Source organism: Ferrimonas sp. SCSIO 43195, assembly GCF_023716685.1.
Taxonomy (GTDB): domain Bacteria; phylum Pseudomonadota; class Gammaproteobacteria; order Enterobacterales; family Shewanellaceae; genus Ferrimonas; species Ferrimonas kyonanensis.
Genome location: NZ_CP072679.1, coordinates 3205571 through 3228127 on the forward strand (window position 1 = coordinate 3205571; position 22557 = coordinate 3228127).

Sequence of the window (22557 nt, forward strand, 5' to 3'; positions counted from 1 at the left end):
AATACAACACCGAGCCATGAGTAGAATGTATGGATATCGACAGCCACTGGTTAGCGCGCCGCTTCGCCGAACATAAGCCCAGACAGGATGACCAGCGCTCGCCACTGCAGCGAGACAAAGCCAGAATCATGCATTCGGCAGCGTTTCGTCGCCTGCAGGCCAAGACTCAGGTGTTGGGGGTTGGCATGAACGACTTCTACCGTACCCGCCTGACCCACTCGCTGGAGGCCGCGCAGATTGGTACCGGCATTGCGGCGCAACTGCGCTGCAATTCACCGGAGTTTGCCGATCTCATCGGCAGCGACAACCTGATCGAGTCGTTGTGCCTGGCCCATGACCTTGGCCACCCCCCTTATGGCCATGGCGGCGAGGTGGCGCTGAATTACATGATGCGCGACCACGGCGGCTTTGAGGGCAACGGCCAGACCTTTCGAATCCTGACTCGTCTGGAGCCCTACACTCGGGAATACGGCATGAACCTGACCCGGCGCACCCTGCTTGGCATACTCAAATACCCGGTACTGATGAGCGCCCTGGGCAGCAGCGCCCCCCGTCAGGGGGTGGACAACTTTCGCCAGCTTAAGGCGGAGCAGTGGCTGCCTGGAAAAGGGGTGTTTGATGACGACGCCGACCTGTTGAGCTGGGTGCTGGAGCCGTTCAGCAACGCCGATCGGCAGCGACTGACCCGCACCCGCAGTAACCCGGCGGGTCAACAACGCGCTCAGTATCATTCGCTGGACTGCTCCATCATGGAGTTGGCGGACGACATCGCCTATTCGGTGCACGACCTGGAAGACGCCATCGTGATGGGCATCGTTAACTACCGCAGTTGGCGGGAAAACGTGGCCGACCCCATTGCCGGTATCGATGGCACCTATCTGGCCGGGCAGATGGAGACCATCGGCAAGAAGCTGTTTTCCGACGAACACCACCTGAGAAAAGACGCCATCGGCACCTTGGTCAACGCCTTTGTCACCCACAGCCACATTGTGGCCCAGGGTGAGTTCGAATCACCGCTGCTGTCCCACCATGCGGTGATTGAACCGGCGTACGCCGAGTGCCTCGGCTACCTGAAACGGTTCGTACTGCGGTACGTCATTCAAAAGCCCGAGGTGCAGATACTGGAATACAAAGGCCAGCAGATCGTAATGGAACTGTTCGAGGCCTTCGCCTCTGACCCCAATCGTCTGTTGCCCCGCTCCACCCAGAAGCGCTGGCAGGCCGCCTGCGAGCAGGGCCACAGCGGCCACCGGGTCATCGCCGACTACATCTCCGGCATGACCGACGAGTTCGCCGCCCGCTTGCACCAGAACCTGTTTACCCCCAAAAGCGGCAACCTGGCAGAACTGCATTCGCCATTTTAACCCTCAAGGGGAGCCCTGGCCGAGCGCCGCCTCCCCGTCCCGATTCAAGGAACACACGCAGTGAGTGACGCACAACTGCTTCAACTTCAAAAACTCATCCACGCCCAGAGTAAAACCATGGGCATCGATCATCTCTACTCGGTGGTCGAGGCTCACTTTCGTCAGCACCATGGACGAAGCATCAAAAAGAGTACATTTCACAACAAGATCAACCCAGATCGATCCGAGCACAAGCTGAACATCGAAGAGTTCAGCCTGATTCTGATGGCGTTAAAAGAGCACAATCTTCACGCCCCAATCTTGGAAGAGTTTATGTCGCTGTATCAGATGCGTCCCGAATACCTGCCCAACCTGTCTGCAGCCAAGGAGCACAACTACAAGTCCTTTATGGGCGACTGGATGGATCTGAATAAGGAGCACGGTGACGTTCAGGTGGCACTCACCTCGGCGTTGAATGATTACAAGATTACCGAGCACGAACTCAACGGCATCAAGGTGGAGTTATCAGAGCACATTCAGGCGCTGACCACCCTGCGACAAGCTCTGGACCACGTGGCCGGGAGGACACTGGTGTAATCCGGTCCCCTCCCCTCAATCCACCACCGGCGCCCTAGGGCGCCGTTTTTTGTGCCCTCCCCTCAGTAGGCGCCTGCCGCATCAGTGAGAAAAACCGGCCCGTTTTCTCGTAGATGGGTCAGCGGCGCATTTGTACAGTGTTTCCATCTTGAGAGCGCGGCATTGGTTCAATGCCAAGCCTCTCCGGCAAAGACGATAAAGCCACAGCCGCACCGGCACGCCAATGCGCTGAAAATGGAACTTAACTTGCGATAACTCCGCCGGCCTTATCGACAATTCGTTACCCAGACAATGAGAAAAACCATGATTCAGACAGGTCAAAAAGTGTTTTACCAGGCACTGTGTGGCGCCTCACTGGCACTGTTAGTGGCCGGGTGTAATGACTCCAGCAGCGACTCAAACAGCGACAACGCCAATGCACTGCCCACCGCTAAGATCAGCGCACCCTCATCACTGCTTGAGCGGCAGGACTACACACTGTCTGCCGCCGACTCCGATGACAGCGATGGCCAGATTGTCACCTACCAGTGGCAGTTGGATAGCGGTGACTATCAGGGCGATCAGATCACCCTGACAGGCAACGGCGAGCAGGCTCAGCTCAAGGTGGGTGAGCTGAAACAGGATCAACGTGTAACCGTGATCCTGACGGTTATCGATGACCAAGGCGACAGCAACAACGATTCCATTACCCTCAATCTGCAAGAACGCGACCAGGCGCTTTTGCCGCCTCCGCCCCCTCAGCCGGACGCAACCGTGCCTGGAGTCGATAGCGACCAGGACGGGGTTCGTGACGATGTTGAGATCAAGATTCTGGCGCTGTTTCCGCTGTCAAAACCGGAGCGTGAACTGTACCGGCTGGGCGCCAATCAGTTTGCCGAAGTGGTCATCGCTGGCACCACGGATGACGACATCAAACAGACACTGGCCACTCAGGAACTGGCCAAAATGAGTGCCTGCTTTGTGGAGTTTTACGGCATGGACTCGCCGCGAAATACCGCTCAACTGCGGGCGTTGATCCTCAACACTCGAGAGCGGCAACAGGCCTACGAGGCATTCAACCGCGCCAGAATGGGCACCGTCAGCGACAGTGTCGACCCCGCCACATTGGATTGCCGTTTACCTCAGGAATAAGCAGGAAAGATGATGAACTACGCCCTTATAACCACACTTGCCATCAGTGCAGTCAGTTTTCCTGTGGCGGTGCAAGCCAGCCTCAATGGCTGCAGCACCCCCATTTCCGACAACAAGCAAACCAATGTCTATTTTGCCAATGGCATCAATACCACCCTCAGCGAGGCCCAGGAGGTTACCGCGCTGTTGCTCAAGGTCTACAAGGCGCCGCTGGAACAGACTGAAGCCAACAGCACCTACCACTTTAAAACCGCCTACAACTACAGTCAGGGGTTTGTCACCGATGTGGTTCAGGTATTTCAACAGAAGATCACCGAAGACCCGGACGGCAGCATTGCCTACATGGTGTACGACTTGCTGCGCTCCGGCTTGTCCAACGACGAGATTCGGGCCACCGTCTCCCTTGCCCTTACCAACGGCAACCTGGTCGCCGCCCTGTTGACCAATGAGTTGCTAGAGGAGCTCGGAGACAGTCTGGCCCAAACCGCCGCCGACGCCATGGCCGACGGCGATCTGGTCAACACCAACCACAGTCGCCTCTATTCCGATGCCCTGATAAACGGGCGCAGAGTGCTGGTGGTGGCCCACAGTCAGGGCAACCTGTTCACCAACACTGCCATCGCCGCCACCCTGACTAAACACCCGCAGTACGCCGACAGCATCAACTACTACGGCGTGGCTTCACCGGCGGCAACCACCGTCAATGGCGCCGATTACGTCACCGCCGACGATGATCGGGTCATCAACCTGCTTCGGCTTACCGAAACCGTTATGGCCGCCAACATCGACAACGACCCAGGCCTGCTCAACGACCAGCGCGAACTGCTCAATCACAGTTTTTTAAGCAGCTACTTTGACAGCCGCCTGGCTTCTCGAGCCCGAATCAATGCCGGCATTACCACCCTGTCTGAGCAACTGGCGTACCCCGAGGTCATTGCCGGCGAAGGGGCCATTCGAGCCACCCTGTCCTGGGGGGATCAACCGGACGTCGACCTGCATGTGTTTGAACCCGGTGGCAGTCACGTCTATTACCGCAACAAAACCGGTCAGGATGGAACTCTGGATGTGGATGACACCACAGCGGTGGGACCGGAAAACTACTTCGTCGCCTGCGACCGGGTCAATGAAGGCACCTACTCCGTTGGCGTCAACTACTTCAAAGGCTACCAGCCAGAAAAAGCATTGGTGACGCTGTATCTGGGCAACGGCACCACCTTCGGCCCCCGCGCCGTTACCCTCAACAAGGCCAGAGGTTCAGCCGGTAACAGTTCACCCGTTGCCGTGTATGACATCGTAGTGAACCAGGACGACAACGGCAACGCCCTGTACTCGGTGCAATAATCGCCACACCGTCGTCCACCGCAGTTCCAAGGCACCCCACACCAAAAGGGCCAGCAGATGCTGGCCCTTTTCTAATCAAAACCGAGTGTTATCGCAGAAAGCTGACGTAAGTCTGCAACACAATCAGGTTGGTGATGTCGATGAAGAAGGCCCCCACCACGGGCACCACCATAAACGCCTGCGGCGACGGACCATGGTGGGACACCAGTGAGCCCATGTTCATCACCGCCGTCGGGGTCGCGCCCATGCCAAAGCCGCAGTGACCGCCGGAGATGATGGCCGCATCGTAACTGCCCCCCATCACCTTAAAGGTAACAAAGTAAGCAAACAGCCCCAGCACCAGCGTCTGCACACACAGAATCACCAACATTGGCAAGGCCAGGTCCAACAAGTCCCACAACTTGAGGCTCATCAGTGCCATGGCCAGGAACAACGACAGCGAAATGGTACCGAGGGCATCGACGGTTTCCTTGTTGATTTTATACACCTTGGTGGCTTCGCACAGGTTGGTGATCACCACCCCGACAAACAAGGCGTAGACAAAATCAGGGATCCGCAGCCAGGCGATACCAAAGCCATCGACAAAGGTCTTGATGTAGGCGGCACTGGCGACACACAGCAACAGAATGAACAACACCTCGATGCTGTTTTTAGCGGTGATGCGATCCTCTTCATGATCACTGTAAGTCACCAGGTCCGGATGCTCAATGTGGTGATTTTCGCCATCACCAAAAGCCGATTTCAATCCGTGCTTGCGAATCAGTCGCTGCGCCACCGGACCGCCGATGATGCCCCCCATCACCAGACCAAAGGTGGCCGCCGCCATGGACAACTCCAGCGTCTGCAAACCAAACTCGCTGGCAAACGTCTGCGACCAGGCGGCGCCGGTACCATGACCACCGGACAGGGTTATGGATCCGGCGATAAGCCCCAGCAATGGATCCAGGCCCATCAAAGAGCTCAGACCGACGCCGACGCTGTTTTGGATCAGAATGAACACCGTTGCCAGTCCCAGGAACAGGAACACTCGCGAGCCCCCCTGAGCCAGCAGCTTAAAGCTCGCGGCCAGGCCAACGGTGGCGAAAAACATCTTCATCAGGGTGCTTTTGATGGCCAGTTGGAATTGCAGGTCGATGCCATACTGATGCACCACGGCAATGATACTGGCCACGATCAACCCGCCGACAATGGGCTCTGGAATGTTGTACCGTTTCAGTACCGGTACCTTGCCATTAACAAAGTATCCGAGGAACAGCACCACAATGGCGATCAGTAAGGACTCAAGCTCATTAATTACAATCACTGAATTCATTTGGTCTTCTTTTCTTACTGTTACAAACAGGTTCACAACCCCAAACATCACGCCCACAGCGCCGTCAGCCTGGATGGCGACAGGTGAAAACGAACGTCCAATTGGGGAAACCACTGGCGACAGGGATCTGTGCCGAAGTTAGCTGAGTTGGCCGGCAATCCGGCTGACTGGCAGGGAGCGGGTTAGCCGCCGCCGTCAAAAAAGAGGAGGTGAATCTTCATCATCATGGTAGTAATTTTACCGACAACCTCCGACCTTGACCATATTGCCAACGCCAGGCTGTTGGTGTAGGCACCCCCCTGGGCGCCATGGCCGAATGCAAGCAAAGGTGGGCGAAAGTGAACACCTGCCAGCATCCTTTGCGTCAAGGTTGCCGCCGCGCTGCACAACTGAGCATTCCCTCCTTTAACAGGCAGAGTGACGGCGGCAACGACACCTCCGCCGCCAGACCGACACCATCAAGAGAAATAGCTATTTAATTCAGAAGCTTAAACAATAGAAAAGAAGATATGGTCAATCAAACGCCACCCAAGAGTAAATGCCAGGTTACACCCGGGTTGCATTGCGGATTTTCCGGCAATAAAACCGGATCCAGATAACAACTCTGCCGAAACAGGCGCTTGGCTGAGCAAGAATTGACCACCATTTTGGTAATCTTTCAGAATCGATGGCCAATTGAACGCCAATCAAGCTCTTTGAGCGGTTGCGGTTGCCACCAACCTAGGCCAATAGCGACCGACGACACCCCAAACTTGACTCCGTTGCCCTCTCCCGGGAATCAAAAAAGAGAGGCGATGCACCTCTCTGATGTTTAAACCCGTCCGAAGTCTGAGCGCTACGCCAGTTCGGCTTGCGCCACCGGAGCCGGATTGCGAATCAGGTGATCGAAGGCTGCCAGGCTGGCCTTGGCGCCTTCTCCCATGGCGATGATGATCTGCTTGTAAGGCACGGTGGTCACATCCCCGGCGGCAAACACCCCCTCCAGGCTGGTGGCACCGCGAGCATCAATCTCAATCTCACCGCGGGCAGACAATGTCACCTGGCTGTCTTTGAGCCACTCACTGTTGGGCACCAGCCCGATCTGCACGAAGATGCCGGCCAACTCAAGCCGGTGTAACTCGCCGCTGTTGCGATCCCGGTACTCCAACCCGGTCACCCGCTCACCGTCTCCCAGCACCTGAGTGGTCTCGGCCAGGGTAATGATGTCAATGTTGGCGGTGGCATTGGCCTTGTCGATCAGCACCTGGTCGGCACGCAGGCTGTCGGCAAACTCCAGCACGGTGACGTGCTCGACAATGCCGGCCAGGTCGATGGCCGCCTCGATGCCGGAGTTACCGCCGCCAATGACGGCGGTGCGCTTGCCCTTGAACAACGGACCATCGCAGTGGGGACAATAGGCCACGCCCTTGTTGCGATACGCCTGCTCACCGGGCACCTTCATCTCGCGCCAGCGGGCCCCGGTACTGGTGATGACGCTGCGGGCTTTGAGCACCGCGCCGCTCTCCAGTTCCACATGGAGGTAACCATCCGTGGTCTCTTCGACGCCTTTAATGTTGGCGGCGCGCTGCTCGGTGATCACCTCGACACCATACTCCTTCACGTGCTCCTCCAGGCTGGCCACCAGCTTGGGTCCGGTGGTGGTTTTCACCGAGATGAAGTTCTCGATGGCCATGGTGTCCTGAACCTGCCCGCCGAAGCGTTCGGCCACCACGCCGGTACGGATGCCTTTACGGGCGGCGTAAATGGCCGCCGACGCCCCTGCCGGACCGCCGCCCACCACCAGCACATCAAACGGCGCCTGCTGGTTGAGCCTGGCCGCCCGCTTCTCGGCGGCGCCACTGTCCACCTTATCGAGGATCTCCGCCAGGGACATGCGGCCCTGACCAAACAGCTCACCGTTCACGAACACACTGGGCACCGCCAGAATATCCCGGGCCTTGACCTCATCCTGGAAAGCGGCGCCGTCGATCATGGTAACGGTGATCAACGGATTGATGGCGGCCATCATGTTGAACACCTGCACCACCTCGGGACAGTTCTGGCAAGAGAGGGAGATGAAGATCTCCACGTTCAACGGCGTATCCAATGCCGCTATTTGGGCAATGGTGTCATCGTCCAGCTTAATGGGATGACCACCGCTGTGCAGCAGTGCCAGCACCAGAGAGGTAAACTCATGGCCCATGGGCAGACCGGCAAAGCCGATGGCGCTGCCCGTCTCCAGGTTCTCCACCAGCATCAGCGGCTTGCGCTCGCTGTGGCTGTCATCCCGCACCACGCTGATGAGGCTGCTCAAAGAGGCGATGTCCGCCGCCAGGGCCGCCAGTTTGCTGCCGGTGTCGCTGTCATCCAGGCTCAGGCGCAGCTGCACATCGGACTTCAGGTTGGACAAGTAAGATTGTAATTGCTGCTTCATCGCTTGGTCTAACATGGTGAAACCTCAGAAATTCGGTGGAAGTAAGGTTGATGGCAAGTCCCCCCCGCCGCATCAGGGCGGCGGGGGACACTGGCAAGAGAACCTGTTGGAATTTAGATTTTGCCGACCAGGTCCAGGGAGGGAGCCAGGGTCTGTTCACCCTCTTTCCACTTGGCGGGGCACACTTCACCTGGGTTGTTGGCCACGTACTGCGCCGCTTTCACCTTGCGCATCAGGTCTTCGGCGTCACGGCCGATGCCCTCAGCGGTGATCTCCATCGCTTGGATGACACCCTCAGGGTCAACCAGGAAGGTGGCGCGATCTGCCAGGCCCTGGCCTTCACGCATCACGTTGAAGTTGTTAGTGATGGTGCCGGTCTGATCCCCGACCATGAAGTAGTTGATCTTACCGATGGTATCGGAGCTGTCATGCCAGGCCTTGTGGGTAAAGTGGGTATCGGTGGACACGGAGTACACCTCAACACCGCGGCGCTGCAGCTCTTCGTAGTGGTCCGCCAGATCGCCCAGCTCGGTGGGGCAGACAAAGGTGAAGTCGGCGGGGTAGAAGAAGAACACCGCCCACTTGCCTTTGACATCCTGCTCGGTAATTTCTACAAACTCGCCCTGTTTGAAGGCGGTGGCTTTGAACGGCTTAATTTGAGTGTTGATCATGGCGTATCTCTCTTATTTGCAAAGTTTTTGTAGTGACGCTTACCGCGTCGATGGAGCTATAGTGCCCCAAGCCAACAAAACACAAAAGCAATTACAAACTATCACTGCAAACGAAAAATTCGATTGAATGAAATAACGAAGAGAATACGTTGGCCACGGGTATAACAGAGCCACCCCACGACTGGAGGATTCACCGGCTTCGAACGCTTCGGGAAGGCCAGGCTCGCGCCATCAACAAAGACGATAACGACTCCCCCTGGCAGGCCGTTCGCGGTAAACTGGCGTTTATTGGCTGGTGGACTGTGAATAAGGCGGCCGGTAGCGCCTCACCCTCTGCGAGGACAGCAGCACTGCATGGGAAAACTCAATGCGGCTACAGAGAAAATAACTGATTGATCTTGTCCACATTATCGCCACCCTGCCTCAGAGCAACACACGTGTGAGTATCGGTAACCCCCAGATTCTGGCAGACTACAACGAAACAACAATGGAGACGCTATTGTGCTGACCCAATCCCAGCTCATGGGCCTAGAACAAACCCACCTGATGGAGGTGGAAGACCAGCTGCTGGAGTGCCGCACCGCCGTGGCCTTCCGCCAGATGCAAGAGGCCGCCAGCAAGGTTGGGCTCGACCTGCAGTGCGCCTCGGGATGGTGCAGTTTCGATTCTCAACTGAGCACTTTCAATGGCAAGGTGATGGGCAAACAGCCCCTGGTCGATGAAGAGGGCCGGCCGCTGAACCCGGCTAACCTCAATGACAACGAACTGCTGCGGGCCATTCTGGCCTGGTCTTCCCTGCCTGGTACGTCGCGCCGGCACTGGGGCTGCGACTTCAATTTTTACGACGCCAATGCCATTAGTCGTGACAACCTCAAGCTGGAGCCTCTGGAATACCGTGGCCGCGGCCCCAACGGCAAACTCAACCGCTGGCTGGACGAGCACATGACCGAATATGGCTTCTTTCGCCCTTACACCAAGAACCTGGGCGGTGTGCAGCCAGAGCCCTGGCACCTGAGTTTTGCCCCGGTGGCGCTGCCAGCCCTGGCCGCCTTTGATGAGCGCGCCCTGGCGGAGCACTTGAAACAGAGCAAGCTGGCACTGAAATCCCATATTCTGGAGCGATTACCGGAACTGCTCCGCCGCTACTTCTACCAGGTCACCCCGGCGCCAGCGGCCACGCTGAGAAACCGCTGACTCCATCTTGACTTCAGAACCAAACAATGCGGCTTGCCAGATGGCAAGCCGCATTGTTTTAGCGCTCAGTTGCGATTACAGTGCCCGCAGTTCCAGCGCGACGTCATGGGCCAGCAGGTGCTCCTGCGTGCGGGTCTGTTTGTGTCGGTCCATGGCCAACAATGCCTGCTTCACCGAGTCAGGCAGCTGCGAATCATGCAGCCGCTGTGCCTGGGCCCGTTGCTCAAACCAGCGGGTCTCAGGGCCTTTGAGGCCCTGCCAGTCGGCAGACAACAGCGCCGGCCACAGAGACCGGGCTGGAAGCAGCAGCTGTTCGGCACCACAGCCAAGGCCGATTTCCAGCCCGGCGGGATCAAAATCGCCAAAGTACACCAGCGGCAACTGCCCCTTGAACGCCCTGAAGCACTGATAAGCGCGACTGACCTGCCTGTCGGCAGCAACGTCACCTCGGTAGAGAAACAGCGCCTGGTTGAGGCTATCGGGCAGATTCAGGCGATGGAGCTCAGCCATCAGTGCCAGGTTCTCCACCAGCACCAGGTGGGTATGGCCAAGCCGTTGCCCCAACTGCTGTAGAGAAGGCCAGTTCAGTAACTGACCCGCTTGCATCAAGGGTGGCAGGGCCAGGGGGGTGTCGTCGATGTGCCAGTGAGTCAACGGCCGGCACAACACCAGCTCCTCGGTCACGGCCTGGGCGCCGCCCTTCTCATCGGCTTGAGTTTGTGCCTGTTGAATACGGCTTAGACCCTCGCCAACAAAGGCCGGCTCGCAGGGATCACCGAGACCGTCGCGCCTGAGCTCCTGCCGTAACGCACTGAGATGATCGCGACTGATATGAAGCCGGGCTCTGGCGCGGCCATCACCGCGCACCTCGCCAAACCCGTAGTCACGATGCAGCCGGCTGGCCAGAGCGCCAAACGCCACGTCCTGCGCTCTCCAGGGCCGAGCAAACCAGCCTGCCAGAGTTTGACGCTCGCGACGATTCAACGCCATTCAGGCCACCCGAATCCGCACGTCACTGTAGGTAAAGTTATTGTTGGTGCCCGCCACCAGTTGCTCCTCCATCTCCATGGCAAACAACTGCTGCTGCTGAGGAGAGAGGTTGCAGTAATAACCAAACACCAGCTCAATCCACAACTGCGGATCCAACTGCCACTCGTTACTGAGCCAGGCAGGCTGCTGTCCTTGCCAATGTTCCAGGGCGGAGAGGGCCCCGTCCTTGATCACCGCCAGCTCAAAGAAGTGTTCCACTTCATCCAGTACCCAGTCACTGAGGTAGGCCAGAGTCTCCAGATCGTCGCTTTCGACACTGACGCCGTCCCGGTCGGCCACCACCGGAGTGGTCGGCTGCTGGCGGCGCAGATGCTGGACAATCTCGATCAACTCCTGCTCGACGGCACTGCTGCGCACATCCACCAGGCCGCCCATCTCCATCGCCGGCGCCAGTTTCAGCTCCCGGGGCAGATCGGTGGCAAAAGCCAGGTCTTCACGCAGCTCATACTCGGGGTGCTTGCGCAGGAAGCGGGCCATGCCCCGCAACTGGTTGGCCTGTTTAACCTGGCGCCGCAGGCGGAACAGGCTCTGTCGCATCTTTTCGATGATGTGCGCCAGTCGGCCCAACACCATGCGAAACCAATGCACGAACCCGGTGATCTTGCGAGCAAACTCGGTGGGCGCACCGTCGAAGATCCACTGGTAACAGGTCTCAGGGTCAATCTGCTGCAACTCGTTCAACAGTTTCTGGGCGTAATCCAGCGCCTTCTGGTTTTCCCGCACCTTGGCGGTCAGGGTCGCCACAAAACCAAACTGGCTGGAGATGGCATAGTGCATGTTGTCCAGGCTGGTATTGAGGCTATCTCTGGCATCAAACAACAAATCGTCAAGCTGATCGAGGTAGTGATCGGCGTCGTCCATCTGGCCACCGATGAGGGAGTCGCGATAGTCGATGATCACGTCGTCCATGGCATCGATGACTTTGCCCATGTCGGTCAACTGGCGATAGCCGCTCTGCTGGCGCATCAACTTGTTGAGCAACCGCTTCAGGTCGGCGGTCAGGCGGTAGTTGCCCGGTTCATCGTCGGGGCGCAATAACTTGGCTTTCTGCAGGTTGCGGAGCTGGCCTTCGTTGTCCTCATCGGCACTGACGGCGCCAAAGACGTAAGCCTGGGACAACAGTTCGTCGGCCTGTCCCATCTGTCGCAGCAGCGCGGCGACCTGATTGCTGTCATAGAGGCTCATTACAGCAACAGCTCCTCTTGTGGATCCGGCTCCTGCACTTCCGGCAGCTCCAGCTTCTCACTGTCGTTGAGGAACTCGATCAGCAGATAGATCAAATCAAAGCGGGCGGTGGCGTACCAGGTGTTGCTGCCCGGAGCATGGCGCACCAAATAGCCCATCTCCTCCAGCTTGGCCAGCACCGTACCCAGTTGGTCGCGAATCTCCACCCGGTTGGTCTTAAATGGTGCCATGGTGGTCAAGCGGCGCAGCTGCTCCGACAGGGTCTGGTCGTGCTCAAACGCCTCCAGCAACGAGGTAAACTTAATGCTGTCCTTGGCGTGCAGCGGCGCGTCGTGGCCGGTGGCCCGCAGCAGCATGTCCAGCCATTCCACCAGCGGCCGGAAATGACTGCGCACCGAGCTGAACAGCTGACTGATGGCGCGGCGATTGCTGTCGTCGATGCTATCAAAGGTACAGTAGTAGGCGCCGGCCGCCTCGAAGTGGGTCAGGCTGCGATCCAGCTGGCTAAGAAACTCATGCACCCGCTCGGCGTTGGCCGGCGCCTGCAGATACTCGAAGTGGTCCGGGTAGGCCGTCTGACAAATCACGGCGCCAGACAGCAGGGTTTCTACGGTATGTTTGAAGATCATTGTCCGGCTTCCTCGGTTTCAGGCTGCTCGCGGCGGGCACGACTGGCCAGCAGTTGTTCCAGTTTCGACAGCGGTACATGGGCGCTGTAGATTTTGCTGTCTTTGAGCTTGTAGTGGGTTTTGTACAACGCCAGCACCTGCCGGTCGGTGGAAGGCGACGCCGACAACATCTGAATGTGGTTGTCGTTGAACATCCCCAGCAGCAGTTCAATATTCTCTGCCGCCAGCTCACCCAGTTCATCCACCGGCAGAATGATGGTGCTGGGACGCTCACCATCACCACGCAGCATCCCCAGCAGACCGGCGAACAGCGACAGCATCGCCAGATAGGAGAGGCCGGTGGAGCTGACTTTCTTCAACTGACGGGCATTGCGGGCCCGTTTCACCTGACCTTTCTCGGTGATCACGAACTCCAAATCAAACAGGTCGTTGTGCTCCAGTTCCAACCCTTCGGCTGGCAATACCCGGGCCAGCTCACGCATGGCCCGAATCAGCTCTTCCGGAATCTCGGCCACCCCATCACGCAACTGGTCCCGCGACTGTTCAAAGCAATCGGAGAAGCTGCGCAGCGGCTGCCAATACTCCAGCTGTTCCAGCTTGGTAACCGTGCCCACACTGATGTCCGCCAAGGCTTCAAACTTGGCCAGGGCGGTCACCCGCTCCGACAGGTTGCGACCGACGGATTTAATCCGGCGATCAAAGTTCTCCAAATGCTGATAGAACTCGTTGATCATGGTGGCATTGACGATCACCAACTGGCCGGTGGACTTGGCAAGCTGAGCGGCACTCTGCAACAGATCGCCAATGGGCATACGGTACTTGAGCACGGTTTCACAGCCTTCGAAACGGTCGTTGTCGGCCACCAACTGAGTCCAGGTGTCAAACAAGCTGCTCTTACCATGCTTGGTTCGCAGTACATTGGAGAAGTGACTGATCTCTTTAGTCAGCTTCTTCTCCAGGTGGCTGAAGCCCTGATGATTCTGCTCAATAAAACCGGGCAGCATGTCCGCCTGGTAACTTTGCAACTGTGAATTGCGGCTCGGCTCCAACCCTAAGGGATCGCACACCGCCTGCACCCGTACCAGCCGAGCCAGCAAATCATCACTGCGCTCCTGCTGTTCTTTGTTTCGCTTAAGCACCGCTTTGTGTTCAGCCTGCTGATGACCAAACTGAGTGCGGGCCTGCTCCAGATCACTGCGAGCCTGAGACAGTTGCTGCTGCAGCTGCAAGACATCGGCAGCCAACGGCTCCCGCTGGTTGTACTGACTGGAGAGGAAGTGCTGATACTCACGGGCTTTCTGCTCAAACCTGGCGCAATCATCCAGTGACTGCTGCAACTGTTTGCGCTCCTGCATTCGCTTGTCGATCTCGCCATCGGGGTCGATCTTATCCAGCGCCTGCTTCTGCTGCTTCTTGTAATCCCGGCGCCGCTCCTTGACGCTGTCTCGCAGTGCCTCCAGCTGATGAGACAGGGTCTCGAGCTGGCTATCGCGGTCGGTTTCCAGAATCAGGCGGCGCTCCAACGCGGCATTGTGCAGCTCATGCAGTTCCTCTTCGCCCTGCTCTTCCAGCTGTTCCAATTTATGGCTCAACTGCTCCTGCTGCTTCAGTAGCTGCTTGTGCTCCTCCTCCAGTTGCCGTCGCTGTTGCTTAATGTTCTCGTCGGCCTGAAGCTGTTGCCGCTCCTGCTGTTGCCTGAGCTGATCGATCTCGGCACTGACACGGCGCTCCTGCTGCTGCAACTGCCCCAACTGGCTCTGATGCTGCTCAAGCTGACGCCCTAGCTGCTTCAGCAATTCGTTGATCTGGTCAATCTGCTCGCTTTGCTGTCGGCACTGTTGGTCCAGGGTCTCTAACTGTTGCTGTTGTTCCGCTTCGGTCCGGGCCAGTGGGTTGTTGTGCTGCAGCGGGCTCAGATCCAGGCGCACGCCGTACAGGCTCTGAAGACCATCACCACTCCAGTTCGGAGCCAGATCAGTACGAGCCAGCAACTCTGGAGACAACAGAGTACCGATGGTCTGCTTCCAATCACTGGCTTCAGTGCGCCCCTCTAAAAAGGCCTGCAAAGACCCCTCTTCGGGGTGCAGTTGTTGCTCCAGCGCCTGATGCTGAGCCTTGAGATCATCCAGGCGCCGTTGTTCGATGCTTAGGCGGCTAAGCTGCTGATCACGCTGACGCTCTAACTGAGCGCCATTGTGCCGTTCATCGGCCATCAATCTCAGCATCTCGTTATGACGACTCTGTGCCTCCCCCAAAGACTGGGCGGTAAGCTGTAACTGTTCGGCCATGGTCGCTGGCAAACGGGGGTGGGCTCGGTTTTCCCCATTGACGCGCTGAGCATGCTGCAACTGAAGCTGCTCATCTTTCAGTCCCAGGCTCTGAGACGCCAGCCGCTGCTCCATCTGACGGCGATTGGCCTGATACTGCTGCTCCACCTCCGCCAGCTTGTGGCTGTTCTGCTCGCGAATGTCGGCCATCTGCTGCTGCTTCTCACCCTCGCCTCGAGCCAGTTCCAGATCCAGCTTACCCAGCAGTTCCTCGAACTTGCGAGCCACCTTGGCGGTGTCGCCTTCAAAGCTCTCGATGATGCCATTGACCTCTTTCAGTCGCTGGCTGAAGGTGACCTTTTCATCGGCACGCAGTTGATAAGATGCCGCATCGTCATCGTCGTAACGCTGCTTGTCGTCATCCAGGCGTTCAATGGTGATCTGTTTGGCGTGCAGGCGATCACTCTCGGCAGCAATGGTCTGCTTAAAGCCGGTTTCGGTGGCATCGAACTCGCGCTCCAGTTGTCGCAGGGACTCGCGTTGGCTGGCTTTCTCCTGCCCCAACTCCTTGAGTTTGTCCTTGAGTTCGATTTGCTGCTCATCGCACAGCGCCAGCAGATGGCGCAACTGGCCCAGAAACTCCTCCAGCTCACTAAATTGCCCCTGCCAACGCTGAATCTTGTCGGCAACCGCGTGCACTTCACGGCTGGCCTGAATGTCGCTGAGCCAGCGACCAATCTCGTCCTTGTTCAGTTGCATCTGTTCCCGGTTGTCACCGGAGCGGCTGCGGGCCAGATAGTCGGCGGCAATGGCCACCAGCATCTTTTTTACCGCCTCAAAATCCAGGTTCTTCTCGATGGTGCCATTAACCACCTTATCGATGTGAGGCATGGCGACATTGCCGAAGCTGAAGCGGCTCTGCAGCTGGCGAATTTCGCTGGAAGCACGACCGCCACGCAGGTTTTGAATCACCTGGCGGTATTTGTCCACTCCCAGGTAGTTGGAGCAATAGGTGCCATGAGCGCGTTTGTAGTTACGCTCGATCTCCCCCACCTTAAACGGCTTGTGATCCGAGCCGATAAAGTGCTGCTGGCAGTAGGGGGCATCGATCAGTTTATAGTGCACGCTGCGGCCATCTGACGAGGCCACCATGCAGCACAGCTGCGGCTCGGCCAGACCGGGGCGCTGATATTCGTACACCAGCAGGCTGGATTCCCTGGGCAGGTAGTAGTTGGCAAAGTTCTTAGCCTGATCGACCTTGGAAACGATGTCTCCAGGGCGCATGCCGTAAAACAGCGGCAGCAATCGCATCAAGGAGGTTTTACCGGCGCCGTTGGTGCCCTCTAACTGGGTGTGACCATCAAAATCGATCTCATTGACCTTCCCTTTCCAGAAACTGTCGATAATGATGATACGACGCAGTCGAAACGCCTCTTGAGCCATAGGAGATACCTTTCAAAACCGGGGACACTCTGGCGCAGGGCCAAAGTCAGACACTAAGCGGGTTAGAGTACCGTAGCCTAGGGGCGGGAACAACAAATTGGCGGGTGTGCAGGCCCGGGAGTCCGCCGACTGATTCCAAAATCATCAGTCGGGGGCCAGATTCGGGCGCGTTAACGGCCTGACTCGAGGTGCGGGGCATCGTAATCCGCAGGCTGATCGCTGTAGACACAGACATTGGACTCGGCCACCAGCCCCTCGTCGGCCACGCAGTGAGCTTCGAAGAACGCTTGAATCTCGCTGCGCTGACAGTGCGCGGCAAACGCATCGTGATCGGCCCAGATCTCATTAAACACGATGGGGTAGCTGTGGCCCTGAGCAAAGGGGCTGTCGATGTGGCGAGTGACGATGTACTGCAGACAACCGGGCTCCCTCAGAGTATTGGGCTCCAAGGCTTGCAGCACTCGAAATAACGCCTCCTCTTTACCAGGCTTGGGGCGAAATTGGGCGAGACAGTAGATACGCTGTGACATGAGTTCCCTCTTCATCTATCAACCGATACCGCTCTACTGTATGCCTGCGGCGACAAAGATGCCAGCAGGCTCCCCCTACCAGGGCTCCAGTCGGCCCAGACTGTCGGTCAACGGGTACCCCAGTTTGCTGCTGAGCTGCTGGGCCTGCTCCCGCAGTTGCGACAGTGAAGCGCTCAGCGGCGTGCGTCCAGCCAGAATCACCAGGTTGCCGTCTGCGGTCGGACAGCTATGACAGTGGGGAAAGTGGGCCGCCAACGCGGTTTTAAGCCCATCATGGTGGCGGTGCTCTTCCCAGCAGTTAAGCACCAGCATCCCCTGCTCTTTGACCAGGGCGGCGGCGTCATCAATAAAACCGGATTGCAACTGCACGTCATCCACCGAATCGGCGCCATAGAGATCGGCAAACAGCAGATCCACTTTCTTGTGCTCGCCGGCGGCCAGGAAGGCGCCGGCTTCCTGATGAACGATGTCGATGCGCTTGCTTTGTGGCATTCGAAAATGGGCCAGTGCCATCTCCGTCACCAGAGGCCGCAATTCAACCCCGGTCACCTTGATGCCCTTGACCACATGCGCCAACGCCGAGATCAAGCAGCCGCCGCCCACCCCCAGCACCAAGGCCCGCTTGGGCTGGCAAAACAGCAGTGCCAACATCATTGCCCGAGTGTATTCATGTTGCAGCACCCAGGGCTGCTTGGTAATGATGCGGCTCTGCTCGTCAGACGGACCAAAACACAACAACCGCTGTGGCCCCTGCTCAATCACCTGAACCTGGCCCCATTCATCGTGGCCGTCAAAAAGAATGTTATCGCTGTTCATGCTGCCCTCATCATTAAGGGGCGCATTATGGTCGAGGACAACCAGAGACTCAATCAACAAGTGTTCGTTCGCTAATACTGAGTCAATTAATGAATATATTTTCCCAGCTCCCCTTTGCTATTCCCGCCGGAATCACGGATAGGCAGGCTACAAAATTTGCGTATTAGAAAGCACAGATAAAGCAGGGCCGGTTTTTCTTAGCCTGATTGAATACCAACAGCAATAAGGCAAGATGATGAAAAAGAGACCCTGTAATCCCGCAATCCCTTTGTGCCTGCTGGCAGCCCTGCTTAGTGGCTGCGGCGATGATGACAACGAGGTCATCAGCCAGCCCGCTGAGCCTGAGACGCCAACCGAACCAACGCCGCCGCCCATTCGACCGGCGGCCAACATCTTTGGTCACGTCGATGGCACCTTAACTCAACCGAAAACCATGACCCTGAGCATCGCCAGTTCCATCACCCGCCAAAACCCGGACTGGCACCACCCGGTGTACGACTGTGCCTTTAACCCTGCTCAACACCAGTTCTGCAACGATGGCGTCAATCCGGCCGCCAGCCAAATGTCCGACGTCGACGTGGCCGCCCTGTACGGCGTAACCCCACATTTTGACTATGACTATATTCTCGAAGACGTGCAGGTCGACTTGACCCGTCGCGACTGGACCACTACCCGGCCCGAGCTGTTTCAATCTGGCTGGGGCTCTGTTCTGGACCTGCTGCTGCTCGCCGCCGAACAATACGACCTGGATGTGGAGTACTTTTACGACCAGGAGTTAGACACCTATTGGGTGACTTCGATCAACGGCATTAAAGGGCAGGATCCCGCTAAACTGCCTAATCCCTCTCAAACCAGTGTTCCCTTTGCCCAGTGCAGCGAACCCGGCGGCTGGAAATTTGCCTATGCCGCCTCTCCCTGGCCGACCGAACACGGTATGGAGTTCCATACCGAGGAAAGCTACAAGCAGATCGACCGCATGCCCATCGGCGATCAAGCCAAGACCTTTTTGATTCCCGCCTGTAAAGAGGAGATCGAACTCAGAAAAGAGATCTACCAAAAAGAGCAAAAACGCCTGGCCACCAACGGCGGCAAGATGATTGTGCCTGAGATCGTCATTGACTGGGCCTATGGCAACAGGGCCACATTCCGAAATCTCGAGGTAACCGCCCACAACAGCCGCCCCGACATCTACCAACCCGGCGTGATCACCACCATGGACATCATGCTGTCCCTGGCCGACCGCTATCCAGGCATCGATGTGCACTTCGCCTGGTGGCCGGAGCTGAGCAACGACACCATGGTCAATGGCTACCTGATGAACGCCATGAGTTTTGACACACTGGATGACGACGGCAATCTCATCAACGGCCATTACCGTGCCAGCGGTACGGCTGGATTTGTTCACAACAGCGGCGAGTGGGCCCGCTACAATGACTCAGGCCTGACAGCGGTGATGTACAAAAATCTGATGTGTAATCGAGAGCACACCGGCAGTGAGCTGTGGGGAATGCCTACCACTCCTTGCACCGGCGGCACCTGGCGTCAGTCTCTGCCCGGACAAACCAGTTGGACCCCGGCGCATTGGGGCGACAAAGTGCCGCTGACGCCCTTTGGTTCAGAAGGAGAGGAAAATAAAACCTACTTCAGTGATGCCTTTGGTGGCAATGACGTCCATATGACCATGGACCTGTACCCTCAGGTCAGTCCGGAGTACGTCAATCTGTACCGGGTGAGTTTTCAGATGTCCGATGAATACAGCACCGAACTGATGACGAACGGTGAAAATTTCATGGGCGCGGATCTGGGCAGCCCGTTGCCACCGGAACTGCTGTTCTCTCCCTTTGACATCAACGACGCTAAAGCAGCCCTGACGCCGGATCACTTCGGTTGGCAACAACCGGACTGTGGCACCTGCCACAACACCGAACAGGGAAGCGGTCACGTCTCCGAATCAATGAGCCCGTTTGAATGCGCCCAGTGTCACGGCAACAATGGCGCCCCTGACGGTCATGGTGAAACCACCACCTGCGGCTTCTGTCATGCCAAGTCCTTAACGCTGCATGGCAATGCCTACCAGACGGGTCTGATCCCAGAATCCGGTTGGGATGAAACTCTGTACGAGCTACTGCAACTCGGGTTCGATACTCAACCGGCTCAGTATTTTGGCCTGTATACCGACTACCCTGAAGCGGCCAGTTGCCTCACCTGTCACCCTAATCGCTAACCTGCATATAAAACGGAAGCCCCCATGGGCTTCCGTTGACTGTCGCTCCAATACCCCTTAGTGCTAAATCAGCCGTTGAGTGCAGGCCTGATACATCAACTCGGGCATGTTGGCGGCGCCAAACAGGCGTTTGAGCGCATCGACATGATAATCCACTCCGCGCTCGGTAATGTTACACCCCTCAGAGACCTCCAAACGCGAGCAGCCCAGGGAGAACAGCTTCAAAACCTGCTGAGCCATGGGGCTGACCAGGTGAAGATCCAGCAAAGGGTTTATCGACTCGCCAAAATCCAACACGGATTGAATATGGAAGTGCTCAAGCGCAGAAAACAGCAGAGGATTATCACGATCCCGGCAGATGGGATCATCAATGATGACAAATCGAGCGACATAGCGCCCGGAAAATGGGCAAGGTACCGAAAAAGACGACACTCTGGAGTAGCCGTGATTGTGGATGATATTGATGGCCCTTGCACTGTCAGGAGACTCGGGAGAATAGTGCCAATCGTACACAGAATGATGGTGGGAGCGATTAAAATTTCTGTCTGAAGCCAGGCAGTTAGAGCGCCAACTGTCGAAGCACTGAGACAAATTAACAGAGCTGAAGAACACCTGCTTTCTTTGTTGCCAGCGCCGATGCAATTTACTCTGGCTAGCAAAAAAGTCTGAATGGCATCGGACATCGATGCAATACGCCATATCCGCGGCACCAACCTCGCGACACAACTTGGTCAGTCTCTGGCGAATCAACTCCGACACCCCCAGCTCTCCTCCAGACATGATATGCCTCCCAATGGCCTGATTTTTCGCTGTAGGCTATAGAAACCAACTCTGTGTTTCTCTGTTACTAAGCACACAAAAACCCGCAGGGCGACGCAGATCGCATCTATACAGAGGCATTGCGCACGCTGCTTGAGCCGACTCTGAGCAGCGTCAATGGAGGGGAAACAATCGAGAGTTATCGCTCGCCAGTTACGACCAGTTTGGTCTGAATAAACTCGCTATGGCGCAAATACAGCAGGTCCGATACCTTGCGAATCATCGCCTCTTCATGGGGCTCAAGGATGTTGTCTTCGTAGGCCACCCGCCACAACCCTTCGACCAGTTGCAGCTTCTGTTTCAACTTGAGGTTTTTCTTCACCACATTGGTAAAGTTGTGGATGGAGTTGGCCTGCTCAGTCTGCACCAGCGCTTCCTCTATCAACTCTCGCGCTTCCCTATCCGACAGTTGGTGCAGCCCTTTGACCAGGTGCCACACCGCCTCTTTCTCTTCATGGCTGATGTGAGAATCGGCCCGGGCCACCTCGAGCAGCAACGCGGTGCTGGCCAGCTCCACATTCAATGCCTCGCCGCAATCTGGCTGGTCAGTAAACAAGGATTTAAACCGGCTGATCATAAACATCTCCTTCTGGGCTAACCTGATTTTTGACCCTTGAGTCCTAAACAGGTTCCCGTACGGTGGTTGAGTTGGAAAAATAACGCTTCACCGTCGCAATCACTGCCTCCACCTTTTCCGTGCGTTGTCGATTGGGTGTCACCAGATAGAAAGGCATTCCCGGTAACTGCCAGCCCGGCAGCACCGGCAGCAACGCCCCATTCTCTAATGCCTCGCTGGCTTCGTGTTCTGGTAACACCGCCATTCCCAAGCCCTGACGAGCAAAACGATGCACCACCTGCAGGTTGTTGGTCTGAATACGAGGGGTAATGCGCACCCGCCTCTGCCCCAGTGTCGGGTGCGTCAATTGCAATCGGCCGCTCCCATGCGTCTGGCTTTGCACCAAGAATGCGTGCGTCTGCAACGCTTCCACCGTCTCTGGGATACCCTGTGACTCCAGATAGGCGGGCGAGGCACACAGCCGAGCCGGAAAGTCACACACCGGCGTAGCCACCAGAGTTGAGTCCTCCAGCGGTCCGGCTCGAAACGCAATGTCGAGCCGATGCTCCACCATATCCAGACACTCATCGGAAGCCAACAAGGTCAGATTCAGCTTTGAGTGCTGGGCCAACAGCGGCGCCAACGCCAGGGGCAACTGTCTGGCCGCCAGCCCCACAGGCGCCGTCATCCTTATCTCTCCGGCCAATTGATGCCGAACCGCCGCCAGCGCCTGCTCGGCCTCTTGAGCCGATTGCACCATCTGCTGACAATAGTAAAAGTACGCTTGCCCCGCCTCAGTCAGGCTGAGTTTACGGGTGGAGCGGTGCAACAGCCGGGTATCCAGTTGGGTCTCCAGCTGACCAATCTGCTGACTGACGGCCGCCGGCGTCATCCCCAGCGACAGGGCGGCGCGACGCATGGCACCTTCCTCAATAACCCGAACGAATATTGCCATGGCTTTTAGTCGGTGAATCGAAGTCTGCATAACCTTGCCATTATAAAGTACAGGTTAATAAAGTATGTGAATTTCCGGGGC

18 protein-coding genes are annotated in these 22557 nt (G+C 57.2%); 6 read left to right on the plus strand and 12 right to left on the minus strand.

The annotated features are described in order from the left end of the window. Positions 1 to 29: 29 nt before the first annotated feature. From J8Z22_RS14965 to J8Z22_RS14980, 4 genes are all read left to right on the plus strand, one after another. Positions 30 to 1364, plus strand: a complete 1335-nt coding sequence (locus tag J8Z22_RS14965) for an anti-phage deoxyguanosine triphosphatase (protein WP_252006943.1) — start codon at positions 30 to 32, stop codon at positions 1362 to 1364. 60 nt (positions 1365 to 1424) lie between these two features. Further along, positions 1425 to 1940 (plus strand): phage regulatory CII family protein, encoded by a 516-nt coding sequence (locus J8Z22_RS14970; RefSeq protein WP_028112346.1) that lies wholly within the window; start codon positions 1425 to 1427, stop codon positions 1938 to 1940. Positions 1941 to 2243: 303 nt separating this feature from the next. Then, positions 2244 to 3071, plus strand: coding sequence for a PKD domain-containing protein (locus J8Z22_RS14975; RefSeq protein ID WP_252006944.1), 828 nt, complete (start codon positions 2244 to 2246; stop codon positions 3069 to 3071). Between the two features lie 9 nt (positions 3072 to 3080). Then, on the plus strand, positions 3081 to 4412 hold the full coding sequence (locus J8Z22_RS14980; RefSeq protein ID WP_252006945.1) for a YfaP family protein: 1332 nt from the start codon (positions 3081 to 3083) through the stop codon (positions 4410 to 4412). An 88-nt stretch (positions 4413 to 4500) separates the two neighbouring features. On the opposite strand, the gene gltS is transcribed toward J8Z22_RS14980, so the two are convergent. From gltS to ahpC, 3 genes are all read right to left on the minus strand, one after another. Further along, positions 4501 to 5724 (minus strand): sodium/glutamate symporter, encoded by a 1224-nt coding sequence (gene gltS, locus J8Z22_RS14985; protein WP_028112344.1) that lies wholly within the window; start codon positions 5722 to 5724, stop codon positions 4501 to 4503. 835 nt (positions 5725 to 6559) lie between these two features. Next, positions 6560 to 8152, minus strand: coding sequence for an alkyl hydroperoxide reductase subunit F (gene ahpF, locus J8Z22_RS14990; protein WP_252006946.1), 1593 nt, complete (start codon positions 8150 to 8152; stop codon positions 6560 to 6562). Positions 8153 to 8250: 98 nt separating this feature from the next. Continuing rightward, entirely contained in the window at positions 8251 to 8808 is a 558-nt protein-coding gene (gene ahpC / locus J8Z22_RS14995) for an alkyl hydroperoxide reductase subunit C (protein ID WP_028112341.1), read from the minus strand. A 501-nt stretch (positions 8809 to 9309) separates the two neighbouring features. On the opposite strand from ahpC, the gene J8Z22_RS15000 reads away from it, so the two are divergent. Further along, positions 9310 to 10002, plus strand: coding sequence for a M15 family metallopeptidase (locus tag J8Z22_RS15000; RefSeq protein ID WP_252006947.1), 693 nt, complete (start codon positions 9310 to 9312; stop codon positions 10000 to 10002). 75 nt (positions 10003 to 10077) lie between these two features. On the opposite strand, the gene J8Z22_RS15005 is transcribed toward J8Z22_RS15000, so the two are convergent. The 6 genes from J8Z22_RS15005 to J8Z22_RS15030 all read right to left on the minus strand — a co-directional run bounded on the left by J8Z22_RS15005 (position 10078) and on the right by J8Z22_RS15030 (position 17922). Further along, positions 10078 to 10992: a hypothetical protein gene (locus J8Z22_RS15005; protein WP_028112339.1), complete on the minus strand. Its 915-nt coding sequence runs from the start codon at positions 10990 to 10992 to the stop codon at positions 10078 to 10080. Then, positions 10993 to 12237, minus strand: a complete 1245-nt coding sequence (locus tag J8Z22_RS15010; RefSeq protein ID WP_028112338.1) for a hypothetical protein — start codon at positions 12235 to 12237, stop codon at positions 10993 to 10995. It lies immediately after the preceding gene. Further along, complete coding sequence (locus tag J8Z22_RS15015) at positions 12237 to 12866, minus strand: hypothetical protein (RefSeq protein ID WP_245595565.1); 630 nt, start codon at positions 12864 to 12866, stop codon at positions 12237 to 12239. The genes J8Z22_RS15010 and J8Z22_RS15015 overlap by 1 nt, the downstream gene beginning before the upstream one ends. After that, positions 12863 to 16576 carry an ATP-binding protein gene (locus tag J8Z22_RS15020; protein WP_252006948.1) on the minus strand — a complete coding sequence of 1238 codons (3714 nt, stop codon included), beginning with the start codon at positions 16574 to 16576 and terminating at the stop codon, positions 12863 to 12865. Before J8Z22_RS15020 ends, J8Z22_RS15015 begins: the two co-directional genes overlap by 4 nt. A 170-nt stretch (positions 16577 to 16746) precedes the next feature. Further along, the gene (locus tag J8Z22_RS15025) at positions 16747 to 17106 is read right to left on the minus strand and encodes a putative quinol monooxygenase (RefSeq protein ID WP_028112335.1); all 360 of its coding nucleotides are present in this window, start codon (positions 17104 to 17106) and stop codon (positions 16747 to 16749) included. A 75-nt stretch (positions 17107 to 17181) separates the two neighbouring features. Beyond that, positions 17182 to 17922: a spermidine synthase gene (locus J8Z22_RS15030; protein ID WP_252006949.1), complete on the minus strand. Its 741-nt coding sequence runs from the start codon at positions 17920 to 17922 to the stop codon at positions 17182 to 17184. A 232-nt stretch (positions 17923 to 18154) separates the two neighbouring features. On the opposite strand from J8Z22_RS15030, the gene J8Z22_RS15035 reads away from it, so the two are divergent. Then, positions 18155 to 20146, plus strand: a complete 1992-nt coding sequence (locus J8Z22_RS15035; RefSeq protein WP_252006950.1) for a hypothetical protein — start codon at positions 18155 to 18157, stop codon at positions 20144 to 20146. 63 nt (positions 20147 to 20209) lie between these two features. Here the strand turns inward: J8Z22_RS15035 and J8Z22_RS15040 are convergent, their stop codons facing one another. The 3 genes from J8Z22_RS15040 to J8Z22_RS15050 form a co-directional block, all read right to left on the minus strand. Continuing rightward, positions 20210 to 20926 carry a hypothetical protein gene (locus J8Z22_RS15040; RefSeq protein WP_252006951.1) on the minus strand — a complete coding sequence of 239 codons (717 nt, stop codon included), beginning with the start codon at positions 20924 to 20926 and terminating at the stop codon, positions 20210 to 20212. A gap of 178 nt (positions 20927 to 21104) precedes the next feature. Then, positions 21105 to 21542, minus strand: coding sequence for a TerB family tellurite resistance protein (locus tag J8Z22_RS15045; RefSeq protein ID WP_252006952.1), 438 nt, complete (start codon positions 21540 to 21542; stop codon positions 21105 to 21107). Positions 21543 to 21585: 43 nt separating this feature from the next. Beyond that, complete coding sequence (locus tag J8Z22_RS15050; RefSeq protein WP_252006953.1) at positions 21586 to 22440, minus strand: LysR family transcriptional regulator; 855 nt, start codon at positions 22438 to 22440, stop codon at positions 21586 to 21588. Between the last annotated feature and the right edge of the window lie 117 nt (positions 22441 to 22557).